Here is a 19,170-nt window from a genome sequence, read left to right on the forward strand (position 1 = left end):
AACCTCAGTAGCCGAGCATGGCTTCGAGCGGGCCCTTGGGCAGGGGCACGCGGAACTGCAGCTCGAAGATCCAGAAACAGGCGAGCGGCACGAGCAGCGCTGTGAGCGCAATGCTCCACCAGCGCGACGTCGCGATCACACCCATGAAAATCAGGATGAAGACGGCAGAGGCCACGTAGAGCCCGAGCGGCTGGATCAGCGCGACGAAGACGATGAGCGGCCCCAGCACCCGCGCCACCTGTCCCAGCTGCGCGTAGGTGACGAAAATCTTGTTTTCCGAGCGGAACGACTGGAACAGGATGAACAGCGAAGCCGCAAGGAAGAGCCAGCCGACGCGAGCCGGGAAGAAACCGTTCTGCGGACCGTTGTCCCAGCCGGCACCGCGGCCATAGGAATCCCAGAGCACGATCAGGCCGAGGCCGATCAGGATCGCGGCCGTGGCAATCTCGACCGGGCGCCGCGAGATGCCGCGTTCCGGAGCTTCGGTTTCAGCTGAACCCGACATCGATCATCTCCCGCGCGGTCATCCCGGACCAGCCGCGTGCGGCGCCGATCCGGGATCCATCGCAGGGCGCTGCCCTACGACGGATTCCGAGCTTCCACTTCGCTCCGCCCGAAATGACAGCCGAGCCAGAGCTGACGAAGCGCTTCGGTGCTGAATTGGCCTCACTTGGCCATGAAGCCGGCGTCGCCCATCAGCTTGGCGTGCTTCGCCTCGTCGGCCTTGAGGAACTGCACGAAGGCCTCGCCGTCGCGGTAGTCGGGAACCAGCGCGCTGCGCGCCAGATACTCCTTCCATTCCGGCGTCTCGGAGACCTTCTTGAACAGGCTCACATAAAAGGCCTGCTGGTCCTTGGTGACCTTGCCCGGCATGAACATGCCACGCAGCATCTGGTAGGTGACGTTCAGGCCCTGGGAGGCGCAGGTCGGAATGTCCGCCCAGGATTTACCTTCGGCGACGGGGGTCGAATAGGTCATCTTCTGGTCGGAGAAGACGCAGAGCGGCCGGGTCGCGCCGCCGCGCCAGTTCGCGACGTCCTCGGCCGGGTTGTTGGTGCTGGCGTCGATATGATTGCCGGAGAGTTGCGTCGAAGTCTGGCCGCCGCTGGTGTGGGGAATGAAGGCGAATTTGACGCCGCCGGCCTTCTCCATGGCGAAGACGATCAGGTTGTCCTCACGCTTGGATGAGGTGCCCCCGACCTTGAGTGGCGGCGAGGCCGCCTTGGCCGCGGCCATGAAGTCGCCGGCGTTCTGGTACGGCGCCTTGGCGTTGACCCAGAGCACGAAGGAGTCCTGCGCCATCATCGCGACCGGCGTGTAGTCCTGCCAGTTCAGCGGCAGCTTGGTCGCCATCGGCGTCATGAAGATGCCGCTCGAGGTGGTGATCAGCTTGTGGGCGTCACCGACCGATTTCTGGATGTCGAGCATGCCTTCGGCGCCGCCGGCGGCCGGCTTGTTGACGACGATGACCGGCTGCGAGGTCAGATTGTGCTTCTGGATGATGCCCTGCATCGTCCGCGCCATCTGGTCGGACGCTCCGCCCGCCGAGAATGGCACCACGATCTCGATCGCCTTGGTCGGCTCCCAGGCGGCCGCGGGGCCGATGCCTGCTGCCAAGATTGCGGTCGCGGCAAGCCAGTGCTGCTTCATGATCGCTCCCTCCCGATGACTGCGCTCTGACGGCGCTGTGGAGAAAACTTAGATCAAAAATTTTTGCATTCAATCCAAAATTTGCCGATCAAAAAATTGGCGACGATTTCCTGCGACAATCGCGTTTCCCGCAGACAGCAGCGCATGCATGGCGTGAAAACACCGCAACCGCACTGACGATCCCGATCAGGACGAAGCCTGCGCCGCCTTCTGTTTGTTGCGCAGATGCAGGAACAGGATCTCGGACAACTCCGCGCCGGCGCGCCGGCGCAGCGCATCGAGAATGACCTCGTGCTCACGCATCGCCTCGCCCCAGCGGTCGCGATCCTTGGCGAGATTGGCGGAATAGCGCACCCGCCGGATCCGCCCGGCCAGGCCGGCATAGGTCGCGGCCAGCATGGCATTGCCGGCGGCCGCGACAATCATCTGGTGGATCGCCTGATTGCAGTGGAAATAGCCATGCATCTCGCGACGCAGATAGAACCGATACATTTCATGATGCATGCGCTCGATTTCGGCGATTTCGGCCTCCGAAATCCGCTCACAGGCCAGGCGCCCGGCCAGTGCCTCGAGCCCACCCATGACATCGAAGAGCTCGCGGACATCCTCGGGGCTGAGCTGGCGAATGCGCGCACCGCGATTGGGCAAGAGCTCGATCAGCCCCTCGGCCGCAAGCACCTTCAGCGCCTCGCGCAACGGCGTGCGCGAGATGTTGAAACGCTCGCACAGCGCCCGCTCCGGCACGCGCGCACCATCGGCCAGGCTGCCCTCGACGATGAAGTCCCGCAGCGCGACCAGAAGCCCTTCATGCAGGGAGGCAGCAGGTTTCGTCGCCTCGTCCACCGGGGCGGTTTCGTCGCAAGAATCCGGCAATGGCACGCTCATGCGTCACCGCTAAGTCGGCCCGCACCCGCTGTCGAGCCCGATCACATAATTATCGCATACCATATCGAGATTGATCTTCAAAAAAATGAATGCAAAATGATCCGGAATGGCGTGACAGCGCCTGACCCTCTGGGAGGATAAGAAGATCATGCAAGGGCGTCATTTCCTGCACATTCCCGGCCCGAGCCCGATTCCGGACCGGATTCTGCGCGCCATCGCCATGCCGATCATCGACCATCGCAGCGCCGAATTCGCCGCGCTCGGCAAGCATGTGCTCGAAGGCAGCAAGGCGGTGTTCAAGACCAGCCAGCCGGTGGTGATCTACCCCTCTTCCGGCACCGGCGCCTGGGAAGCGGCGATCGTCAACACGCTCTCGCCCGGCGACACCGTGCTGATGGCCGAGACCGGCCATTTCGCGACCTTGTGGAAGAACATCGCGACGCGCTTCGGCATCGAGGTCGAGTTCATCCCCGGCGATTGGCGCCGCGGTGCCGACCCGGCCGCGATCGAGGCGCGGCTGGCCGAGGACAAGGCCCGCAAGATCAAGGCCGTGATGGTCGTCCATAACGAGACCTCGACCGGCGCGACCAGCCGCGTCGCCGAGATCCGCAAGGCGATCGACGCCGCCGGCCACCCCGCCCTGTTCATGGTCGACACGATCTCCTCGCTCGCCTCGGTCGACTACCGGCATGACGAATGGCAGGTCGACGTCACGGTCTCCGGCTCGCAGAAGGGGCTGATGCTGCCGCCCGGCCTCGGCTTCAACGCCGTCTCGGAGAAGGCGCTCGCGGCGTCGAAGACCAACACGCTGCCGCGCTCCTTCTGGGATTGGCAGGAGATGATCAAGATCAACGCCGGCGGCTTCTTCCCCTATACGCCAGCCACGAACCTCCTCTACGGGCTGAAGGAGGCGCTCGCCATGCTGCAGGAGGAAGGGCTGGACAATGTCTTCGCCCGGCACGAGCGCCTGGCCGGCGCCTGCCGCGCCGCGGTCGAAGCCTGGGGCCTCGAAGTGCTCTGCGAGAATCCGGCCGAGCACTCGCCCGTGCTGACGGCCGTGCTGATGCCGCCGAGCCATGATGCCGACCGCTTCCGCAAGATCGCGCTGGAAAAATACAACATCTCGCTGGGCTCCGGCCTCGGCAAGGTCGCCGGCAAGGTCTTCCGCATCGGCCATCTCGGCGAATGCAACGAGCTTGCCCTGCTCGGGGCGCTCTCCGGCGTCGAGATGGGCTTTTCGGCAGCAGGGGTGCCCTATCGCGCCGGCGGCGTCGCGGCGGCGATCGCCAATCTCGAAGGCCACGAGCCGGGCAAGAACGCATCGGTTGCGGCGGTAGCCTGAGCCCACTGGCGGCGGCCTCGCATAGCTTGGCCGCCGCAGACCACACGGGACCCGCTCGGAGCAGGATGAGCGCTCCGGGTCGCCAAGCTGGCAAGATGCAACCATTTACTAATCTTACGCGACTTGGTTGGAGGCCGTACGCGAAGACACTTCCAATGAACCGGCGCTCATTTCTCACGGCCATATTCGGCAGCGTCGCTGTCACCGCGATCGGGGCCGCAGTCGCGAGCGAGACGGCAAGGGCGTCTGAACTGCCTCTCGACACAATCGCCAACTCGACGAAGCACCTGCAGAATTCGCCCAGTATTATCGCGGACGGCATTGCCGCAGGCCGCGCCGGCGTCGCCAAGTCTGCACCGTAAGGCGCGATCGGTTTGGATGCAGCCGGCGGGTCTGCCGCTGGGTGTGCCCGGCAGAACCCGCCGGCGAGCAAAAGCAAGATCGGCCATTTGGACTCATCAGGCGAACGGGCGCGCCATCGTCCATGTGCAATACAGGACAGGGCGAGGATCGAGATCAGTCAGGCCGAGACTCGGACGCCTTGAACATCCGCCGACCAGCGCCCATCTCAGACATGCAGACAGAGTCGGAACTGTACCTGACGCAATGCTGCCCACTGGAATCCGGGACTCTGTCAACGATGACATTGTCATCAGCTCCTCCCCGGAGGAGGTGGGGAGCGATGGAAAGCATATACGAGGTCGCCGCGTTTCTCGCGAACAGCCTTGTAATTGTGAGCGCAGCTCTCGGAGCACTGCGCAGATACATCAAGGTCAGGCGGCGCCGTTAGGCGCCGCTTTTTTTCATCTCAGAGGCTTCCGGGCAGATCCAGTTGGGCAAGGCCGCCGACTTGCCTCTCCCGACGATGGGATGGATGGCGCCAGGTGGGAGAATTCTGAGACTTGCCTGCCTGTGGAGGTCCTGCCGGCAGCCGACGCAACCGGCCAGTCCGCAACGCCCGGAACCTACAAGCCCGCGGGCAAATATCCCATTCATATTTCAAGAGAAATGGCGAGTCGCCTCTGAACTTGAAGGGCCTCGTTCCGGCGATCGAGCAGCTTTACGAGCGCTACCCGACTGCGGCGCAGCTGATCTCCACCTCGGCGCCACACGTCGACTACGGGATCGTCCGCGAGATCAGCCGTCGCGTGCCGACAGTGTTCGAGGCGACCGTCTCCGTCGTTTGCGAACGCAGCGAAGGGCTACCAGCGACTAACGATTATCAGCGCTCCCTCGTCACCAGCTTCACCAGCCAACTTGTCGAGCGCGAGTTCAACGTCCACGTGTTCGATCCCGCCGGCCAGGACACCATCGGAGGCGGTTGCGGCCAACTCTGGTTCGTCCAGCAGTGAATGAGCCATCATCCAGACCTCGCCAAGCCCTCTGTTGGTCGCGGTCTCCCCGAGCGCCACGCTCCCGCCTCTCCCTCGCATGAGCACCGGAACATCGACGCGAAGGTCCTCCATGACCTCTGACGTCTCCGCGAAGGCCGCAGAGATCCGGGCGGGGTTGGAGGGCGCTGACGAGTTTGACGCGCCTGAGACGATGTCGCCGCAGGATACGGCCGACTACCCATAGGCCGTAGACTCATAAGCCCGTAGCCATAGGCGCATTGAGGCCAACTGAACCATGGCGAGGAAGTTCTCGGCCAGCTTGTCGTAGCGGGTTGCGACCCTGCGGAAGTGCTTCAGCTTGGAGAAGAAGCGCTCCATCTGGTTGCGCTGGCGGTAGATGGCCGGATCGACCGATCATTGGACCTTGCGATCTCCCCGAGCTGAGATGTGCGCCTACCCGCCGCGCAATCGGATCAGGTCGATGACGGCCCGGGCGTCATAGGCGCGATCGGCGACGAGGGCGGTGGCTGGTGGCAAGCCGTCGGTCAGAGCACCGAGCACCGCCTTTTCCGAGAGTAGACCGTGGTCGGTGGCCCGTAGCGGCTCGGCAGGTCAGGCCAGGGCGAGCCGGGTCCGAAGCACATAGAAAATGCCAGTGATCACCCGCCAATCGTCGACATACGCAACTGCGCGCGGCTTATTCGGCAACAGCGGCCCGATCAGCCGCCACTCAGACTCGCTCAGATCATAACGTCCCATCCAAGGCTCCTCTATGAAGCGTTGAATCAGCGGGCTGCCAGCGCCGCAACCTTTATAGGTTCAGGACCTAAACCGCAGCGCAGTTCTTCGGATACTCCCGACAAAGAAAATCTGCTCAAAGACAGTTGGGAAATTTGCGATCAGTCAGCAAATGATGTTCGGTAGCCCGACTCTTGAACCAGGAACCGCTGCAATGACTAAGCCGGCCTGCCCGATTTGCCACTCAACCAAGTTTGGCGATTACCGGGGGCGCCGATTTGTTCGGTGCGCGGGCTGTGGCTCGAAAGAGCGAACACGTTTCATGTATTGTGTCTTGAGAGACTTGGCGCCGCCTCCGAGCGGTTTACCTGTGGTTCATTGCGCGCCTGAACACGTCATAACGGCATTTTTGACGCAGAAATACGGCGACGACTATCAGCCAGCGGACTACGATCCGTCATTCTACCCGTGGGTCGAGAGACCAGTGAGGCAAATCGACCTGACGCGCCCTCTCGACTATTTTGAGAAGGAATCAGTTCAGGGTTTCGTTCATTCACATGTGCTCGAACATGTACCTTCCGATCTGCACAGAACGATCAAGGACATGAATGCAGCGATCGCTCCCGGCGGATTCCATACCTTTTGTGTCCCGTTTTGTTCCAAATACTACCGCGAGGACATGGACCTTTCGATGCCCCACGCCGAGCGGGAGCGTCTTTTTGGCCAGCACGACCACGTCAGATCGTTCGGCACCCTCGATGCCAAGGAGCGGCTACTCTCCTTGTTTGACGGGTTCGACCGCATGGATATGGCGGAAACCTATACTCCGGATAAGCTAGCGGCGCACGCGATCCCGCCGAACGCCGCAACATCGATGACTGCGCACACCATCTTTCACTTCGTAAAAAGACATTAGCACTGCCTTGGCAGACTCTCAGGGCCGGGCTCGGCCGCTTGACCACGGCGATGTCGCTGCCTGGACCGCCCGCCTCCTCGACGGCGCTCACGATCGAGTAGCAGAAGGCTGAAGCGTCCCTCCGGCAGCACAGGCTGGTTGCCGCTCGACGATCGCCTCGGGCTGCAGCGCGTTTTGGTGACCATCGGCGCATTTCAGGTCGCCCAGGATCGGCAGAAGGAGCGCGCCGGTGCCGGGCGTATCGTGCATCCGAAGTTCGGTGACGATGCGTGGTGGCCACCGTTAGATTCCGAGCGATCGAAGCGCGTCCCACTGTCCCCCGAACTCTTCGCAAGGTCGGGCCAAATCAAGCGCAGCCGAATCGGCAGCCTCATGCTCGTCCGCCACTGGAAGGATGGCCGCTCCCTTGGCCGACCGGCAACAAGAGCGGCCTCACCTACATGCGCCACGAGGTGAAGCGAATCATCCTCTTGGCCGGCCTGCCGGAGAATCTATCCTTCACGTCGTTCCGACACTGCGGCCTGACCGAGATCGGCGACGCGGACATGACCGATCGCGAGATCCTCGCGCAGTCGGGTCAGACCACCGCGAAGGTGCTGCCGCGCTACGTCAAGAAGATCATGCGGCAGGTGGCCAACGGAGCCCGTAAGCGCCGCGCCGCGCGAACGGATGGCGGCCAAATGTCAGAATGACCAGCAGCCTGCTTGTCAGAGTGCATCACGGAACAAACGGAGATTCCGCAATGATATCAATGGCGAGCCCGGCAGGATTCGAACCTGCGACCAGCAGCTTAGAAGGCTTTGCACTTTTGCAGGCCTAACAAGCGCCTTTCCAACTGAACCGCCCGGCTGCCGGGCAGCCTTTCAGGGGCAAGTTGGAAACACTTACGCCATTTCTCTCACGTCGACCTCGGTACCGGCGAGGTCGTAATGGCATCTCTCAACGACCTATTTGGCGGGGCCGCGCCCCTCGCCGCCAAGCCGCTTCCATGCCTTCCGCAGATTGGCCGATATCCGGCTGCGCGCTTCAAGCGCACGCCTGCGCCGCCACCGAAGAACGGGCCGCGGCGCGTCCGGGTGGTCGACTCCTTCGCCGGCGGCGGAGGGGCAAGCAATGGCATTGAGCTTGCGCTCGAGCTGCTGAAGGCGGCCGGCCTGCTGCCTGACGGGCACAGCCTCTATCCCGACTTCGCCGTGAACCACGACGAGCCGGCGCTCGCCATGCACCTGGCGAACCATCCGAAGACGATTCACCTCCCGCACAACGTCTGGAAGGTGAATATGCGCGACCTGCTGCTCACGCCGCGGGAGCTCGCTCGAGCGCAGGGCTTTCCGGACAGCTACATCCTGGCGGCGCCCTACAAGGGCAAGGTGCTCACCGAGACCGAGCAGCGCCACAAGATCGGCAATTCGGTCTGCCGGCTGCCCGCTGCCGCCTTCCTCTTTGCGAATTACCGCCCGCCGCTGGACTGGAGCGCGCCTGAGTGCCCCAGCGACGAACCGTTTTTCCTCGAAGCTGCGGAGTGAGCCATGACAATCAAGAGCCCCGCAGTCTCGGCGAAGGAGAAGGCGCGCGAGATCGTCGAGCGCGCACTGAGATACTATGCCCAGCAAGTCGGTGATGGGGCGCTTGCGAAAGCAGCTCTCGCCGCCCTTTCGACCGAGGGCGAGGCTGAGCCGGTGGCTTGGCCGAAAGACCCCGAGACGGGCCTGAACGACCTGTCCTTGCCAACCCTACTCAGGATGACACGAGCCGACGCCTCCCCGCCTTCCGCGCCTGCGGGGGTGAAGGACGCGCTTTGCTGGGCGATGGATGAGATCGACACGCTGTCGAACAAGCTCTGCCAGTTCGCCTACACGATGACGATCGACAGCCCCGAAGAGCGCCAGGACCTCAAGGAGACGCAGCATGCAGATCGATGAGAAGGCGAGGAAGATCATCGCAGAAGCGTCGATGGTCTGCCATCAGGCTGGTTATCATGACCTTGGCAACGGCCTCGACGAGATCGTGGCGCCAGCGCTCGAATCCGCCAAGCAGGGCGAGGCCGAGGGGTGGCGCGATATCGAGAGCGCGCCGAAGGATGGGACCAATATCCTGTTGGCTCACGCGCGCGCGGTGTTCGACGGCTATTGGGACGTCTACGCGAACGGCTGGGTGGACGACGTAACCGACCTCTACGAGGACAAGATCACATACCAAGCCACCCACTGGCGCCCTCTCCCCGAGCCTCCGAGCGCCATGCTCTCTGCGGGAGGGGAAGGATGAGCGAGCGCGCTAAACGACGGTGCAACAACTGTGGCTGCTGGGTCTCTGGCATGTGGGGGGGCGGCTTCCCGGAGTTCGATTGCGCGCTCGGAGAAGACGCTGAACACCGCCTCCCGTGCAAACCTGTTCGGATCAATCTGCTCGAAATGGCGCTCCGGCTAGTCCTTGTTCCCGACGCCTTCGACGAGCGGCTACGGGTAAAGCCCGATCGCATCTTTGATGTTCTGGACGCCGAGAATGAAGCCCTGCGCCAGGTCGCCGCCCTCGCTGGCCCGGTGAGCGCCGATGTGCTTGGAGGCGCCGCACCATGACCGCTAGCCCCACCCCTCCCGAGCGGATCACAGGCGTTGCCATCGTCGACACGCAGGGCCGCATCTGGGCTCTGCCGGCGCCGCGTCGGCACTGCCACATCTTCGCGCTCGCGGCATTCCTTGGCGACAGCGCCGAAGGCAACATGCGCGGCCAAGGCTTCATGACGAGCCTTAACCGGTTCGTCGAGCGAGCCGACGCTTTGGAGATCGCCAAGGTAGCCGGCCAGACGCGCCCCGGCGCCAAGCTGGGCCATCAGCTCTATTCGGAGGACCTATGGTGAGCCCCACCCCTCCCGACTTCTTTGCAGAAAGCGCAAACAAGTCCGCCACCCCTCCAGATGCACAGGTTGGCCTCCCGAGCGAGGAGGAGATCAGGCGGGTGCTGATAGCGCACTTCGTCGAGAACACCGGTTTCCAGACAGTCAACGAAGACGACACGAAGACCAGCGTCGCGGCATACTACGGCGGCCATTGGGTGGGCTTGCGGATCTATCCCATAGCCCGCGCCATCCTCGACCTCATCCGCCCAGCGTTCGAGGCGAAGGAGCGAGAATACGCGCTTGCGTCGGAAGGCCGCGCAGCCTTCGCTGCGCGCGCCCTCTCCGCCGAAGCCAAGCTCGCGCAGGCGGTGGAGGACGAGCGGGAAGCGTGCGCTGCGACGGTTGAGGACATGGCAGCCGAGCACGCGGTGTCACCCGATATCGAGCGTCATGTGATAGCGGCTCACGATTTTTCGCGAGCGGCTACCGCCATCCGCGCCCGCTCCGCCGCAGCCAGGGGAGAGAAGACGTGACCCCGTCTCAGCTATCCGTGCTTCGCCTGGTCGACTGCGCTCCGGTCCCGGTAGGTTCATGCGAGCCAGAGATGAGCGAACTCGCTAGCCTCGGATATGTCGAGCAGTTCAAGGAGCGGGTTGGGCTGGTCGACAGACCGACATGGCGCATTACGAGCGCCGGGCGGGAAGCCGCCAGAGCGCTGACCGACAACGCAGAAAAGGCCGCCGCCACCCCGAAGGATGACGGTGGCTAGAGGGGATGATGGTGATTAAAGGCTGTACATTCCAAAACTGCTCGTTCGATGGGCGAGCCTCCGGCTTGAACAAGCCGGAAATTCTAGGCGACCCCGAGAATTGCAATGTTGCGTTCCCGGCGGACTGGACCAGAGCGCAGAGGCGCGAATGGCGCATTCTGATGGATATGCCAGGTCATGAGTGGGACGGAGAATATCAGCCAACCCGCTCGATCGCAAAAAGAGCCGCCAGCCCCGATAAAGGGACCGGCGGCTGACAGCCGAGCGTTGGGCTGGGGCTCGGCTTAGTTCATCGTGGCGGGATCGCCAGCCATGGGACAATCGCCCCGACCTTTGATGCGATGAACCCGCCCAGCGTCGCCATGATGATGATCAGCCACCGGACGCCTTTCGGTTGTTGGAGCAGGTTGTGCATGGCGAGACGGCGGATGCCTCCGGCATCAGAATATGCAGGATGACAGTGGAGCGGGCCGTGCAGTACGGACTGGGTGATCTCTGCGTCCGCGCCGCCGCGAAATGGGCGACGCCGATACTTCGAGAAGGACTATCAAAAATGAGCGCTAGCCCGCGCACTGAAATACTTACTAAAGAAGAAGTTCGTTCAGCGTTATTTGATGAACTGCTTAATCGTGGACACACAAGATATTCCAAAGATGTTATTGGAATCGACTTCGGATATGGATTTTTTTCATGGATTGGAGCTCCTTGTACCAGAGTAGGAAGCTCGACGTTCGAGCTTCTTGTCAATATCGGAATTCACTCGGTGAATATCGAAAAGATGTGGATCAAACTACGAAACTCACCAGTGATAAAGTACTCCAGAAGGGTAGCGACCTATGCACTTCCGATCGACTCACTGACAAACCCAATTAAGATAGATCATATTTTTAAAGAAGATAATTACAGATCTAAATCAAAGGAAATTGTTGATTTGATTGTGGATCATGGAATCAAATTTTCTCAATCAGTAGCAAATTATGATAGCTTGCTTCCATATTTGAAAGGCAGGCTACCTATGCTCGGCGCCTATCCTGAGAGATACGCCTGCTGTCTTTATTTTCTGGGAAAACTGGCAGAAGCAAAGGATCTCGTTGAGGCAATTGACAAAAAGCACCCGCGATATTTCGGTGATTTTGCAAAGAACTTTGCTGATTTGCGGTGACAATCCAATCATTCTGGCTTGGCGCTACTGACCGTCGCCGGGGGGGTACGGTTCGCGGGCATGGGCTTGGCGATGAGACAGGAAAGCCTGCCTCGCGTCTAGCGAAAGCAGGCTCCGTTGGAAGTGGATCCAGTTTCGACCGCCGGCACCAACGAAACTCCAGCAGTTCTATGAAGGAACCGCGTCTGGCCTTTGGGGTTCATCCCACCAACAAGGGTCGAACTCCATGTCTGGACGACTTACTATCTATCGTTCGGGAGAGGGTTGGGCCGCGCGGGACGCCACGGGCGCCAAGTATGGGCACTCGCCCGATCTCTTCCAAACGATCGAGGCCGCGGAGCGGTTGGCAAGGCGGGTCGGTGCCAAGGTCGTCCTGGGTCGCGAAGCGCAGAACCATCTGCTTTCGCAGCCCGGGAAGAAGCCAATTTGACGACCCAGGTGTTGTGCGTTGCTCGACCTGGCTGAACAGGAAATTGGAGCGGCCGGAACGGTGCTGCTCGAGACTCTCCGCCCGCGCCGTGATAAGGACGAATTCCCTATCGCTGCGCACTTTTTGCAGCCGTGCAGAACAGTAGGCCCACGTTGGACATCAAAATTACGCGTGCGCCGAAAGATGGGACATGGCTTCTCACCGACCTCCTAGGCCGGGCCATGGGACGGATCTCAGAAGAGCCCGTAGGCACTTTTCAAGTCTTCCCGCTTGGTAACGCCGTTGAAACGATGGGCGGCATGCGGCTCGGGCCCTTCCTGTCGTTGGACGACGCACTCGCCGCGATCGAACGCTTCACACGGGGCTCGTGTCATAGGGCGCCGGACCAGGACGGCTAAGGCGTAGGAACCAACGTCGTCGAGAGCCGTTGGATCGAAAGCCTCAGGCTGGAGCCCGATCCAAATGTTCAAGATGCTTTTTGAGATGTCGATGCTCGCTTTCGAAGCGCAGCAGGCCATGTGGTTGCGAGGCGCGAGGCTGGCGATCGGAGGCCCCGCAGCCGACCGCGAAGCAGAGCGAATGGTCACGGAGAAAGTCGCCGCGGCACAGCAGGCGGCAGCCAAGGTAATAACCGGCACCACTCCGATCGGCGTCGTCCGCGGCTACCGGCGCAAAGTGAGAGCCAATGTCCGCCGGCTCTCAAAGCCCTAGTATGGAACAGCGGTTCTAGGCCCAGCCCTGAACACCTGCTAGATCGTCCACCGCCAGCGCCTTGGGGTGGATCGCGCCGAATGATCTGGTTCGGGTGCACGTCAAACAGCCGCTCGAGCTCGGCGATCGTCTTCTCGCCCCTCACGGCTGCAAGGGCGACCTTCGCCTTGAAGGCTGGCGCGTGGTTCCGCCGCGGTCGTTTCGACCTGGTCTCTCCTGTCGCGGCCATCATGCCGCCTTCAGGCAGACACTCCACTTATCCCGACTGTCCCGCTTTCCCGAGCCAGCTCTGTCCGCCGAGCGTGGTCGATGCTGGGATGCTAGGTGCCACCTATTGCCTAATCACCGCTGGTCGTAAGCGGAGGCGCACGTCGGACACGATCTTGGTTGCAAGGTCTGTCTCCATATCGAAGCCGTGCCTCTCCCTCAGATCGGCCTCATAGATCCCCAACCAGATGATCGCGGTCGTTTCGCTGTCTAGAAGGCGGCTTGTTATTCTGAGCTTGCCATCGCTAGCGCGGATCGTGCCTTCGAGGAGATGCCGGCGAGATTGGCTAGGGACCGCCGCAGCGGAAGTGGAAAGTGCAAAGGCCGCGGGAGCCTCGCTCCGATAAATCATTATCTCATCTTTTGAGGCAAGCTGCGTGAGGATTTCGTCGTCAAGTTCCTCCGCGAAAATCTGCGCTTCGGCCTTGCCTGTCAGGTTGACGAAGGGCTTCACGAGAAGTGAGGGAAGCGCCGGTCCCGTCGGTAAGACAGGCGGCCAGAGGGCAACCATCGCTATGACAGCTACGAAAATGCCGACCATCAACGATCCAACAGTGCCGACAAGCCAATAGCTCTTTAGCCGTTCGTTCATGCTTCGTTGCAGAATGGAAGTTGAAAGCGGCTCCGGGTTACTTTGCCCGTTCTCTTGCCACCGGAAACTGGGGACATAACCGCCCTTTGCGACACCGATTACAAGAGCGGCCGTCCTGCCCTCGAGCAAATAGTACCGCTCCAATCCACGCCGGAGGCGTCCGGCCTCAATGCGAACGACGGGATCATTCATAACGTCGAAATCTGCCTCCCGACCAAAGACTTCGACAGCGATTGTGTAGGCTTTTATTCCGCCAGATCGCCCAGCAAGTGACTCTTCAACGACATAGGTTAGAAATCGGCGTACGCGCTCGGGGACATCGAAGTCGACGCTTGCCAAAATACAACGCAATCCGTCGCGAACAACCTCTTCCGAGATCCCGATAACGGCATCGGCATTCGTCTCACTGCCCGATTTCGGTGGCCGTACCATGGGAGAATTACTCCGACAGCAGCCAGCTGTGCGCCTAAATGCGCCTCAGCGCAACCTCGATCCCACCGGTGAAGATACCGCTTAGGAAACGCTTCGCATGTCCTCGGGGCCAATAGAGGATACAGGGTAACAGGCGCACAATTTATGAATGGTGATGAGGCGCGCACCGATCATAAGCGAGCGCCGTAAACTTGGGATATCCGAGCTATGACGCCGATCCAAGAGCGCGGGCGCGCACGTCTCAAACTTCGCTTCCCTGATTGGCGAGATTGTTTTGATCTATCGTCCAGCCTGTCCTTTCTCGAGGTCTGTGAGGCGTACGAATTGGCCTGCACCGGGCTTGAGCATTGGACCAAACTCGACAACTCGTCCAATACCGCGATGGTTGCAGAGCACCGAGGGTTGGTAACGTCTTTAGCCCTCGACGCGCAGCTCTTCGCAAGCCGGGACACCAAGTCCGTGTCTCGAGGTTCTCAGACCTGACAGGCTGAAGCTCCATATTACAAGATCACCTAGCGGGCTTCCGCCACCAAAGCTGAGCGTCATGCTCGACGGTGTAACGGGCTCGACCAATCGCAAGGGCTCGCGAGATCAAGGGCGTGCGCGGCGAGGCGTCGGTCGCGACGCTCCGAGCGGAGATCGCGCGTTACAGGCGGCTGAAAGCTTAATCAGGCGTCAGTGAACGCGCGCTTGCCAAGCCATAGGCCGAGAAATGAGAACAGGCCGAGAGCCGCTCCCACCTCAACGGTTCCCAATACGAAGCTGCTAAACGCAGCAACTGCGACGCTGAAAAGTGCGATTGCCATGCCCCGCCCCTTCCAGCATCACATCAAGAAGCGCTCGTTGGCTTCTTCGTCGGAAGTCCGGGTTCGGGATCGAGGCAATCTTTCGCCACTGCTTCAGCGTACAATCTTTCTTGTTCGGCGAGCAATTTTTCGAGGGCTTTACGGCGACCGAGGTCCACCTCCAGAACAAGAAGCTCCTGGAAACGCTCGACATTTAACCTATGAATGAAATCACGCATTCCCCTACCCCATCGGCTGAAGCGACTGAGCGGGAGCGCAATTATCTCTCTGTCGTCGGAAGCCCAAAAGGTCCTAAACGACGATACTTAAAGCGTAGTACAAGGCCCCACCTCGAACAAGACAATTGGCTACGGCTGCCTTAAATCGCATGGCCCAACAAAGAATCTCGCCCAGCGTAAGCGAGGCTGGGCTCGCTATTGTCCTCGCGTTGCTGATCGTGACCGGGGTCTACGGGCGTGGCGATGAAGGAGGCGGATAGTCATGCGGCGAAATTGTCCCCATAGCCTTTAAACCTACCCCAAATGGGGGGTGCGACCCTGCATTGAGCGGGTATTCTTTCGGGAGCGGCGCCAAACAATGAGGGTGTGCCTTGGCTACCGACTCCCTGCCTCCGGAGTTCGCCTGCGACGAATGCGGCGCATCGACGATCGAGATACCAGAATGGACGAATGATCAGACCGTCCTCTGCTGCCAAGAGTGCGGGAGACAGATCGCTACGATAGGGCGCATAGTTGAGGTGCTTCAAGCGGCCTCGGTGGACAATGAGAACGAGCCGCCAGACGATCTGGTGACCGCTGCTGCCTCGGGCCCACGGCATCAGCCGCATTGAGCTGTGCGGTCGCCGTCCGGTCAAGAAGCTGTGACAGTCGATATGAAGGTTCGCGTCCAAAGTTGACGGCGAGCATGATGACGCCCTGAACTATCGAGAACAGGAGCGATCAAATGTGCGACCAATCACCTGATGACCTACTACCCGTTGGAGACCAAGATCTCACTCAAATGGGGGTTGAGTTGGTTAAGATTTTCCGCTCTCTTGAACCGCTCGACCGGCTGACACTTCTCAACGCCGCGCGCGCGCTTCGGGATGGTAACGATGGCCCAGACGCTGTCGAAAACGAAGGTTATTCCTTCAAGCCGACGTGAAGAAGAGCAATTCCTTCACGAGATCACCGATCAGCTTGTCTTGGCCCTACGAGGCGCCATCGCGATCCGCGAGCAGGACCTCGTCTTGTTCATCAAGATGGCGATCCATGAGGCAGGGCTTGCCAGGGACAGAAGGGCCGGAGCCGTCGCCTCCTGACCCGGCCGAGAAGCCCCTTACCCTCCCTTGGGGCCGTAGATCGCATAAGCGGCCCGCATACCCTCGTTGTCGCCATAGTCGAGATCGAGGTTCTCGCTTGTTTGCAACCAGTTCGCCGCGCGGCGATCGATCTCTTCCCGCGACAAAAACGGTAGCCGCAGCTTATACAGCGAGCGTTCGTAATGGAGCGCCACCGTCTGCGCCTTGCGCAGCCGCATTAGATGATCGCGCGACGCCGCGCGTTCAGCCGCGGGAGCGGCAGCGATGGCGATTCTGCGTGCTGCCGACTCTGCAAGGGACAAATCCATGGCGGAGGCAGGCGCAATATTTAGCTTATTAAGCCCGCCGGAAAATCGCGCCCACAAAGCCTCGACCTTTTTCTGCTCCTGCCAATTGCGTCGGAGAGCCTTTTTCGCCTGCGCCTTGTTATGCCTGCAGAACTGTTCGAACTTCTGCATTGCCGCTGGTGCCGTGACCATACCCGCCCCCACAACCATTGCGAGATAAACGCAACCATAAGGCGCATTATTATCTCTCGCAATGAAGGCTCGGGGGGAGAGCAAGCATAGTCGGCGACAGCACCAGGATGGCCGCGACACGCCATCCCTCCCCTCTGCCACAGGCCTTCCTGCAGCTGTCCACTCCTACCTAGTAATCAGTTTAGTCGGCTCGACTTCCTCTCGCCTGCGCTTCTTCACACGGCGGTTTGGCTGTAAAGAATTTCCATGCTGCTCTCCTGGCTCTCCCGCCGCCGCGAGTATCGAGCCTTGGTCGATGCCGAGGCGACCCACTTGGTCGAGGCCGAGGGAGGCGCGGGCTATTACACCGCCCGGCAGATGGCCAGGACGGCTCGAAGCGAAGGCAATCGGGAAGCTGACAAGCTCTGGTCTCACGTCGCTCGCAGGGTCGCCGACATGACCGGACTCCAGCCGGGCCATTCGAAGATCGGCCGCCCCGAATCCGAGTGGTAAAACCTGGCCCGTGGTCGCAGTTGTCTAGGAGCTACCGGCGCCAACAAGAGTGCCACCGCCTTCTGGCATTAGCCCCGCCGGCCCGTCCATCTTCACACCGCGCGCCACGACATCGAGCGATCCGTTAGGCAGTGGCCGCTGCAGCGCCTTCGCCTGTTCCCATGGCGCCGTCATCCAGACCTGACATTCTTCGGGCGTCGTCAGGATCACAGGCATGGCCTTCGGGTGGATCGTGCCCACCTCGGCGTTCGGCTCGGTCGTCAGGAAGGCGTAGAGGTCGATCGTCTCTTCGCCGTTCTTGATCTTCCGCACGCTGGTCCATTGCGGGAGCCAGATGCCGGCGAAGAACGCCGTCGGCCGATCCTCCCCGAAGGCGAACCAGACGTCCTGTTTCGCAGCGCTGTCGAATTCGCTGAAACTGGTCCAGGGGACGAGGCAGCGATTCTCAACGCCAAGCCAGCGCTTCCAGTGCGAGCTCGACGTGTTGCGGATGTTGGTGGTCCCGCCGTCTGGCTCCATGCGCAGGACGTGATCGAAGTCGACCTCCTTTCCCTTGGCCCGAAGCTTGTCGGCGCGCTTCGACGCAGCGTCGAGCAGAGCCTTCTTCGATGACGGCATGCCCCAGCGCGTCATGGCGAGACGGGCGCCACCCGGCTCATTGCGAACGATCGGCGCCTCGTAGTCTGGGAAAATGCCGGGCTGTGGCGCGAGATTGGTGCCACCATCGCTGAACCCGGCATAGAGCCTCCGAATGGCGTCGACGGAACGCATATGGCTGTAGCGATTACACATCATCGCCTCCGACGCGCCGGCGCCGCTGTGGCGCGCTCGGCTCGGCCGGGAGCATGTCGCCCTTCCCGCCGTCGATCAAGGTGAGCCCCGACAGACTGGGCGGCAGGTCCGGCGGGATCGTAGAGCCGAGATCCGGACAGTACCCACCGCATGGCTCGTCACGGATCATCGTGCGGCCATTGCGCTTTGCCGGCCGATGCGGGCACGTCGCATGGAACCGTGCAACCAACCTTGCAATCGTCTCGGTCGCGCCGAACCGCTCCGCGAGCCGCGCCAGCCGCGAATCCGCATAGCGTCTGCAGCGTGAGCAGCGAAACCGGACAATGATCCAGGGATAGTGCTCGAGCGTCGTCTCTGGGTGCGGCGCTTGGTCAAGGCTCGTCATCGGTCGCCACGGGTCTGGCGCCAGCCGAGAACACGCCGCGCAGAAAGCCTCGCGAGACCGAGCGATCGGCGTCAGCCAGAAGGACGTGAAAGTCGTGCAGCAGCGCCCGCAAAGCCGCGCGCTCGCTGCCGTGTTCTGCGACAAGCTCGACGATCTCCCATTCCAATTCGTCGCGCTCCGGCGCCGCCTGCGGCTCGGCTGATGACATCGTTCTCGCTCTCGCTTATGAGAACGCAAAGAGAACAAATCCTTCGTCAGGGAGTCAAGCCATGGCCAGCGTCGACGCCTTCTTTCTCCAGCCCTTCAAGACACACCGGAAGCGGCTGGTGCCAGGCCAGCGCGTGCCCGCGAAGACCAAGCATCACGCACTGCAGGATGGCGAGCGGCTGGCTCGAACTGCAGAAGGCGTGGCTGTCGTGCATGTCGTCGCCGACGACGAGACGGGCGAGGTTGCATCGATCGACGTGCTGGCCCGCTATGGGGCGATCCCCGAGGAGTTCGAGGAGCAGATCAGAGCGGCATGACGCTGGCGCTCTCTCGGTCCTATCCCGACGACCACGCCGAGGCGACGCGCGAGGGCCTTTGGAGCGTCACCTGCGAAGGCGTCTATGTCGGGTCGATCGTCCACAATAGCACGAGACCCGAGCCCGTTTGGGGCTGGTCGATCACAGTCCAGGATCCATCGCCCGGCATCGCGAAGATCGGCATGGCTGACACCCGCGAGGCCGCCATGCGCGAGTTCCGCGCGGCCTGGGACCGCTATCGCGACTGGCTCGGCGATGAGCGCTGGCAAGACTGGGTAGAGCATATGGCAATGGTCGATGCGCGGGCGAGGCTGAAGGGCTATTGAGC

Annotated in this window: 26 protein-coding genes and 2 pseudogenes; 17 read left to right on the forward strand and 11 right to left on the reverse strand. The window is 61.4% G+C overall.

The window, feature by feature from the left end:
* Positions 1 to 4: 4 nt before the first annotated feature.
* The 3 genes from AC3RCC_RS16375 to AC3RCC_RS16385 all read right to left on the reverse strand — a co-directional run bounded on the left by AC3RCC_RS16375 (position 5) and on the right by AC3RCC_RS16385 (position 2,535).
* Positions 5 to 505, reverse strand: coding sequence for a tripartite tricarboxylate transporter TctB family protein (locus AC3RCC_RS16375; RefSeq protein WP_452116356.1), 501 nt, complete (start codon positions 503 to 505; stop codon positions 5 to 7).
* A gap of 161 nt (positions 506 to 666) precedes the next feature.
* Entirely contained in the window at positions 667 to 1,650 is a 984-nt protein-coding gene (locus AC3RCC_RS16380; protein ID WP_492255920.1) for a Bug family tripartite tricarboxylate transporter substrate binding protein, read from the reverse strand.
* A gap of 186 nt (positions 1,651 to 1,836) precedes the next feature.
* Positions 1,837 to 2,535, reverse strand: a complete 699-nt coding sequence (locus AC3RCC_RS16385) for a GntR family transcriptional regulator (protein WP_492255921.1) — start codon at positions 2,533 to 2,535, stop codon at positions 1,837 to 1,839.
* 148 nt (positions 2,536 to 2,683) lie between these two features.
* Between AC3RCC_RS16385 and AC3RCC_RS16390 the strand changes: the two genes are divergently transcribed.
* Positions 2,684 to 3,877: a pyridoxal-phosphate-dependent aminotransferase family protein gene (locus tag AC3RCC_RS16390; protein ID WP_291645293.1), complete on the forward strand. Its 1,194-nt coding sequence runs from the start codon at positions 2,684 to 2,686 to the stop codon at positions 3,875 to 3,877.
* A 1,028-nt stretch (positions 3,878 to 4,905) separates the two neighbouring features.
* The gene (locus tag AC3RCC_RS16395) at positions 4,906 to 5,229 is read left to right on the forward strand and encodes a hypothetical protein (RefSeq protein WP_492255922.1); all 324 of its coding nucleotides are present in this window, start codon (positions 4,906 to 4,908) and stop codon (positions 5,227 to 5,229) included.
* Between the two features lie 216 nt (positions 5,230 to 5,445).
* On the opposite strand, the pseudogene AC3RCC_RS16400 reads toward AC3RCC_RS16395, so the two are convergent.
* Positions 5,446 to 5,970: pseudogene (locus tag AC3RCC_RS16400) on the reverse strand (transposase).
* A 193-nt stretch (positions 5,971 to 6,163) separates the two neighbouring features.
* On the opposite strand from AC3RCC_RS16400, the gene AC3RCC_RS16405 reads away from it, so the two are divergent.
* Positions 6,164 to 6,865 (forward strand): class I SAM-dependent methyltransferase, encoded by a 702-nt coding sequence (locus AC3RCC_RS16405; protein WP_492255923.1) that lies wholly within the window; start codon positions 6,164 to 6,166, stop codon positions 6,863 to 6,865.
* An 87-nt stretch (positions 6,866 to 6,952) separates the two neighbouring features.
* Here AC3RCC_RS16405 and AC3RCC_RS16410 read toward each other — a convergent pair whose 3' ends face one another.
* A complete protein-coding gene (locus AC3RCC_RS16410; RefSeq protein WP_492255924.1) occupies positions 6,953 to 7,114 on the reverse strand; it encodes a hypothetical protein in 162 nt (53 codons plus the stop codon).
* A 191-nt stretch (positions 7,115 to 7,305) separates the two neighbouring features.
* Here AC3RCC_RS16410 and AC3RCC_RS16415 point away from each other — a divergent pair, with 191 nt between their 5' ends.
* From AC3RCC_RS16415 to AC3RCC_RS16460, 10 genes are all read left to right on the forward strand, one after another.
* Positions 7,306 to 7,557, forward strand: a complete 252-nt coding sequence (locus AC3RCC_RS16415; RefSeq protein ID WP_492255925.1) for a hypothetical protein — start codon at positions 7,306 to 7,308, stop codon at positions 7,555 to 7,557.
* Positions 7,558 to 7,794: 237 nt separating this feature from the next.
* Positions 7,795 to 8,391, forward strand: a complete 597-nt coding sequence (locus AC3RCC_RS16420; RefSeq protein WP_492255926.1) for a DNA cytosine methyltransferase — start codon at positions 7,795 to 7,797, stop codon at positions 8,389 to 8,391.
* A gap of 3 nt (positions 8,392 to 8,394) precedes the next feature.
* Positions 8,395 to 8,787 carry a hypothetical protein gene (locus AC3RCC_RS16425; RefSeq protein ID WP_492255927.1) on the forward strand — a complete coding sequence of 131 codons (393 nt, stop codon included), beginning with the start codon at positions 8,395 to 8,397 and terminating at the stop codon, positions 8,785 to 8,787.
* Positions 8,774 to 9,130, forward strand: a complete 357-nt coding sequence (locus tag AC3RCC_RS16430; RefSeq protein WP_492255928.1) for a DUF551 domain-containing protein — start codon at positions 8,774 to 8,776, stop codon at positions 9,128 to 9,130. Before AC3RCC_RS16425 ends, AC3RCC_RS16430 begins: the two co-directional genes overlap by 14 nt.
* Entirely contained in the window at positions 9,127 to 9,441 is a 315-nt protein-coding gene (locus tag AC3RCC_RS16435; RefSeq protein WP_492255929.1) for a hypothetical protein, read from the forward strand. The genes AC3RCC_RS16430 and AC3RCC_RS16435 overlap by 4 nt, the downstream gene beginning before the upstream one ends.
* The gene (locus tag AC3RCC_RS16440; protein ID WP_492255930.1) at positions 9,438 to 9,722 is read left to right on the forward strand and encodes a Y16D family protein; all 285 of its coding nucleotides are present in this window, start codon (positions 9,438 to 9,440) and stop codon (positions 9,720 to 9,722) included. The genes AC3RCC_RS16435 and AC3RCC_RS16440 overlap by 4 nt, the downstream gene beginning before the upstream one ends.
* Complete coding sequence (locus tag AC3RCC_RS16445) at positions 9,716 to 10,234, forward strand: hypothetical protein (RefSeq protein WP_492255931.1); 519 nt, start codon at positions 9,716 to 9,718, stop codon at positions 10,232 to 10,234. The genes AC3RCC_RS16440 and AC3RCC_RS16445 overlap by 7 nt, the downstream gene beginning before the upstream one ends.
* Before the next feature lie 71 nt (positions 10,235 to 10,305).
* Positions 10,306 to 10,470, forward strand: a complete 165-nt coding sequence (locus AC3RCC_RS16450) for a hypothetical protein (protein ID WP_492255932.1) — start codon at positions 10,306 to 10,308, stop codon at positions 10,468 to 10,470.
* 472 nt (positions 10,471 to 10,942) lie between these two features.
* Positions 10,943 to 11,632, forward strand: a complete 690-nt coding sequence (locus tag AC3RCC_RS16455) for a hypothetical protein (RefSeq protein ID WP_492255933.1) — start codon at positions 10,943 to 10,945, stop codon at positions 11,630 to 11,632.
* Positions 11,633 to 12,524: 892 nt separating this feature from the next.
* Complete coding sequence (locus AC3RCC_RS16460; protein ID WP_492255934.1) at positions 12,525 to 12,773, forward strand: hypothetical protein; 249 nt, start codon at positions 12,525 to 12,527, stop codon at positions 12,771 to 12,773.
* An 82-nt stretch (positions 12,774 to 12,855) separates the two neighbouring features.
* Here AC3RCC_RS16460 and AC3RCC_RS16465 read toward each other — a convergent pair.
* The 3 genes and pseudogenes from AC3RCC_RS16465 to AC3RCC_RS16475 all read right to left on the reverse strand — a co-directional run.
* Positions 12,856 to 13,002, reverse strand: a pseudogene (locus tag AC3RCC_RS16465) (transposase); the annotation flags it as partial.
* A gap of 102 nt (positions 13,003 to 13,104) precedes the next feature.
* Entirely contained in the window at positions 13,105 to 14,064 is a 960-nt protein-coding gene (locus tag AC3RCC_RS16470; RefSeq protein ID WP_492255935.1) for a hypothetical protein, read from the reverse strand.
* An 829-nt stretch (positions 14,065 to 14,893) separates the two neighbouring features.
* Positions 14,894 to 15,088 carry a hypothetical protein gene (locus AC3RCC_RS16475; protein WP_492255936.1) on the reverse strand — a complete coding sequence of 65 codons (195 nt, stop codon included), beginning with the start codon at positions 15,086 to 15,088 and terminating at the stop codon, positions 14,894 to 14,896.
* Positions 15,089 to 15,963: 875 nt separating this feature from the next.
* Between AC3RCC_RS16475 and AC3RCC_RS16480 the strand changes: the two genes are divergently transcribed.
* Positions 15,964 to 16,170 carry a hypothetical protein gene (locus tag AC3RCC_RS16480; RefSeq protein ID WP_492255937.1) on the forward strand — a complete coding sequence of 69 codons (207 nt, stop codon included), beginning with the start codon at positions 15,964 to 15,966 and terminating at the stop codon, positions 16,168 to 16,170.
* Between the two features lie 17 nt (positions 16,171 to 16,187).
* Here the strand turns inward: AC3RCC_RS16480 and AC3RCC_RS16485 are convergent, their stop codons facing one another.
* Positions 16,188 to 16,628 (reverse strand): hypothetical protein, encoded by a 441-nt coding sequence (locus AC3RCC_RS16485; protein WP_492255938.1) that lies wholly within the window; start codon positions 16,626 to 16,628, stop codon positions 16,188 to 16,190.
* A gap of 267 nt (positions 16,629 to 16,895) precedes the next feature.
* On the opposite strand from AC3RCC_RS16485, the gene AC3RCC_RS16490 reads away from it, so the two are divergent.
* The gene (locus AC3RCC_RS16490; RefSeq protein WP_492255939.1) at positions 16,896 to 17,141 is read left to right on the forward strand and encodes a hypothetical protein; all 246 of its coding nucleotides are present in this window, start codon (positions 16,896 to 16,898) and stop codon (positions 17,139 to 17,141) included.
* A gap of 24 nt (positions 17,142 to 17,165) precedes the next feature.
* Here the strand turns inward: AC3RCC_RS16490 and AC3RCC_RS16495 are convergent, their stop codons facing one another.
* A complete protein-coding gene (locus tag AC3RCC_RS16495) occupies positions 17,166 to 17,933 on the reverse strand; it encodes an SOS response-associated peptidase (protein ID WP_492255940.1) in 768 nt (255 codons plus the stop codon).
* Positions 17,934 to 18,304: 371 nt separating this feature from the next.
* Positions 18,305 to 18,526 (reverse strand): hypothetical protein, encoded by a 222-nt coding sequence (locus tag AC3RCC_RS16500; RefSeq protein WP_291647199.1) that lies wholly within the window; start codon positions 18,524 to 18,526, stop codon positions 18,305 to 18,307.
* Positions 18,527 to 18,587: 61 nt separating this feature from the next.
* Here AC3RCC_RS16500 and AC3RCC_RS16505 point away from each other — a divergent pair, with 61 nt between their 5' ends.
* Positions 18,588 to 18,842, forward strand: coding sequence for a hypothetical protein (locus AC3RCC_RS16505; protein ID WP_492255941.1), 255 nt, complete (start codon positions 18,588 to 18,590; stop codon positions 18,840 to 18,842).
* Positions 18,839 to 19,168, forward strand: coding sequence for a hypothetical protein (locus AC3RCC_RS16510; protein ID WP_492255942.1), 330 nt, complete (start codon positions 18,839 to 18,841; stop codon positions 19,166 to 19,168). The genes AC3RCC_RS16505 and AC3RCC_RS16510 overlap by 4 nt, the downstream gene beginning before the upstream one ends.
* Positions 19,169 to 19,170: the final 2 nt, after the last annotated feature.

It is taken from the genome of Allobosea sp. GW823-FHT01F03 (assembly GCF_058798075.1).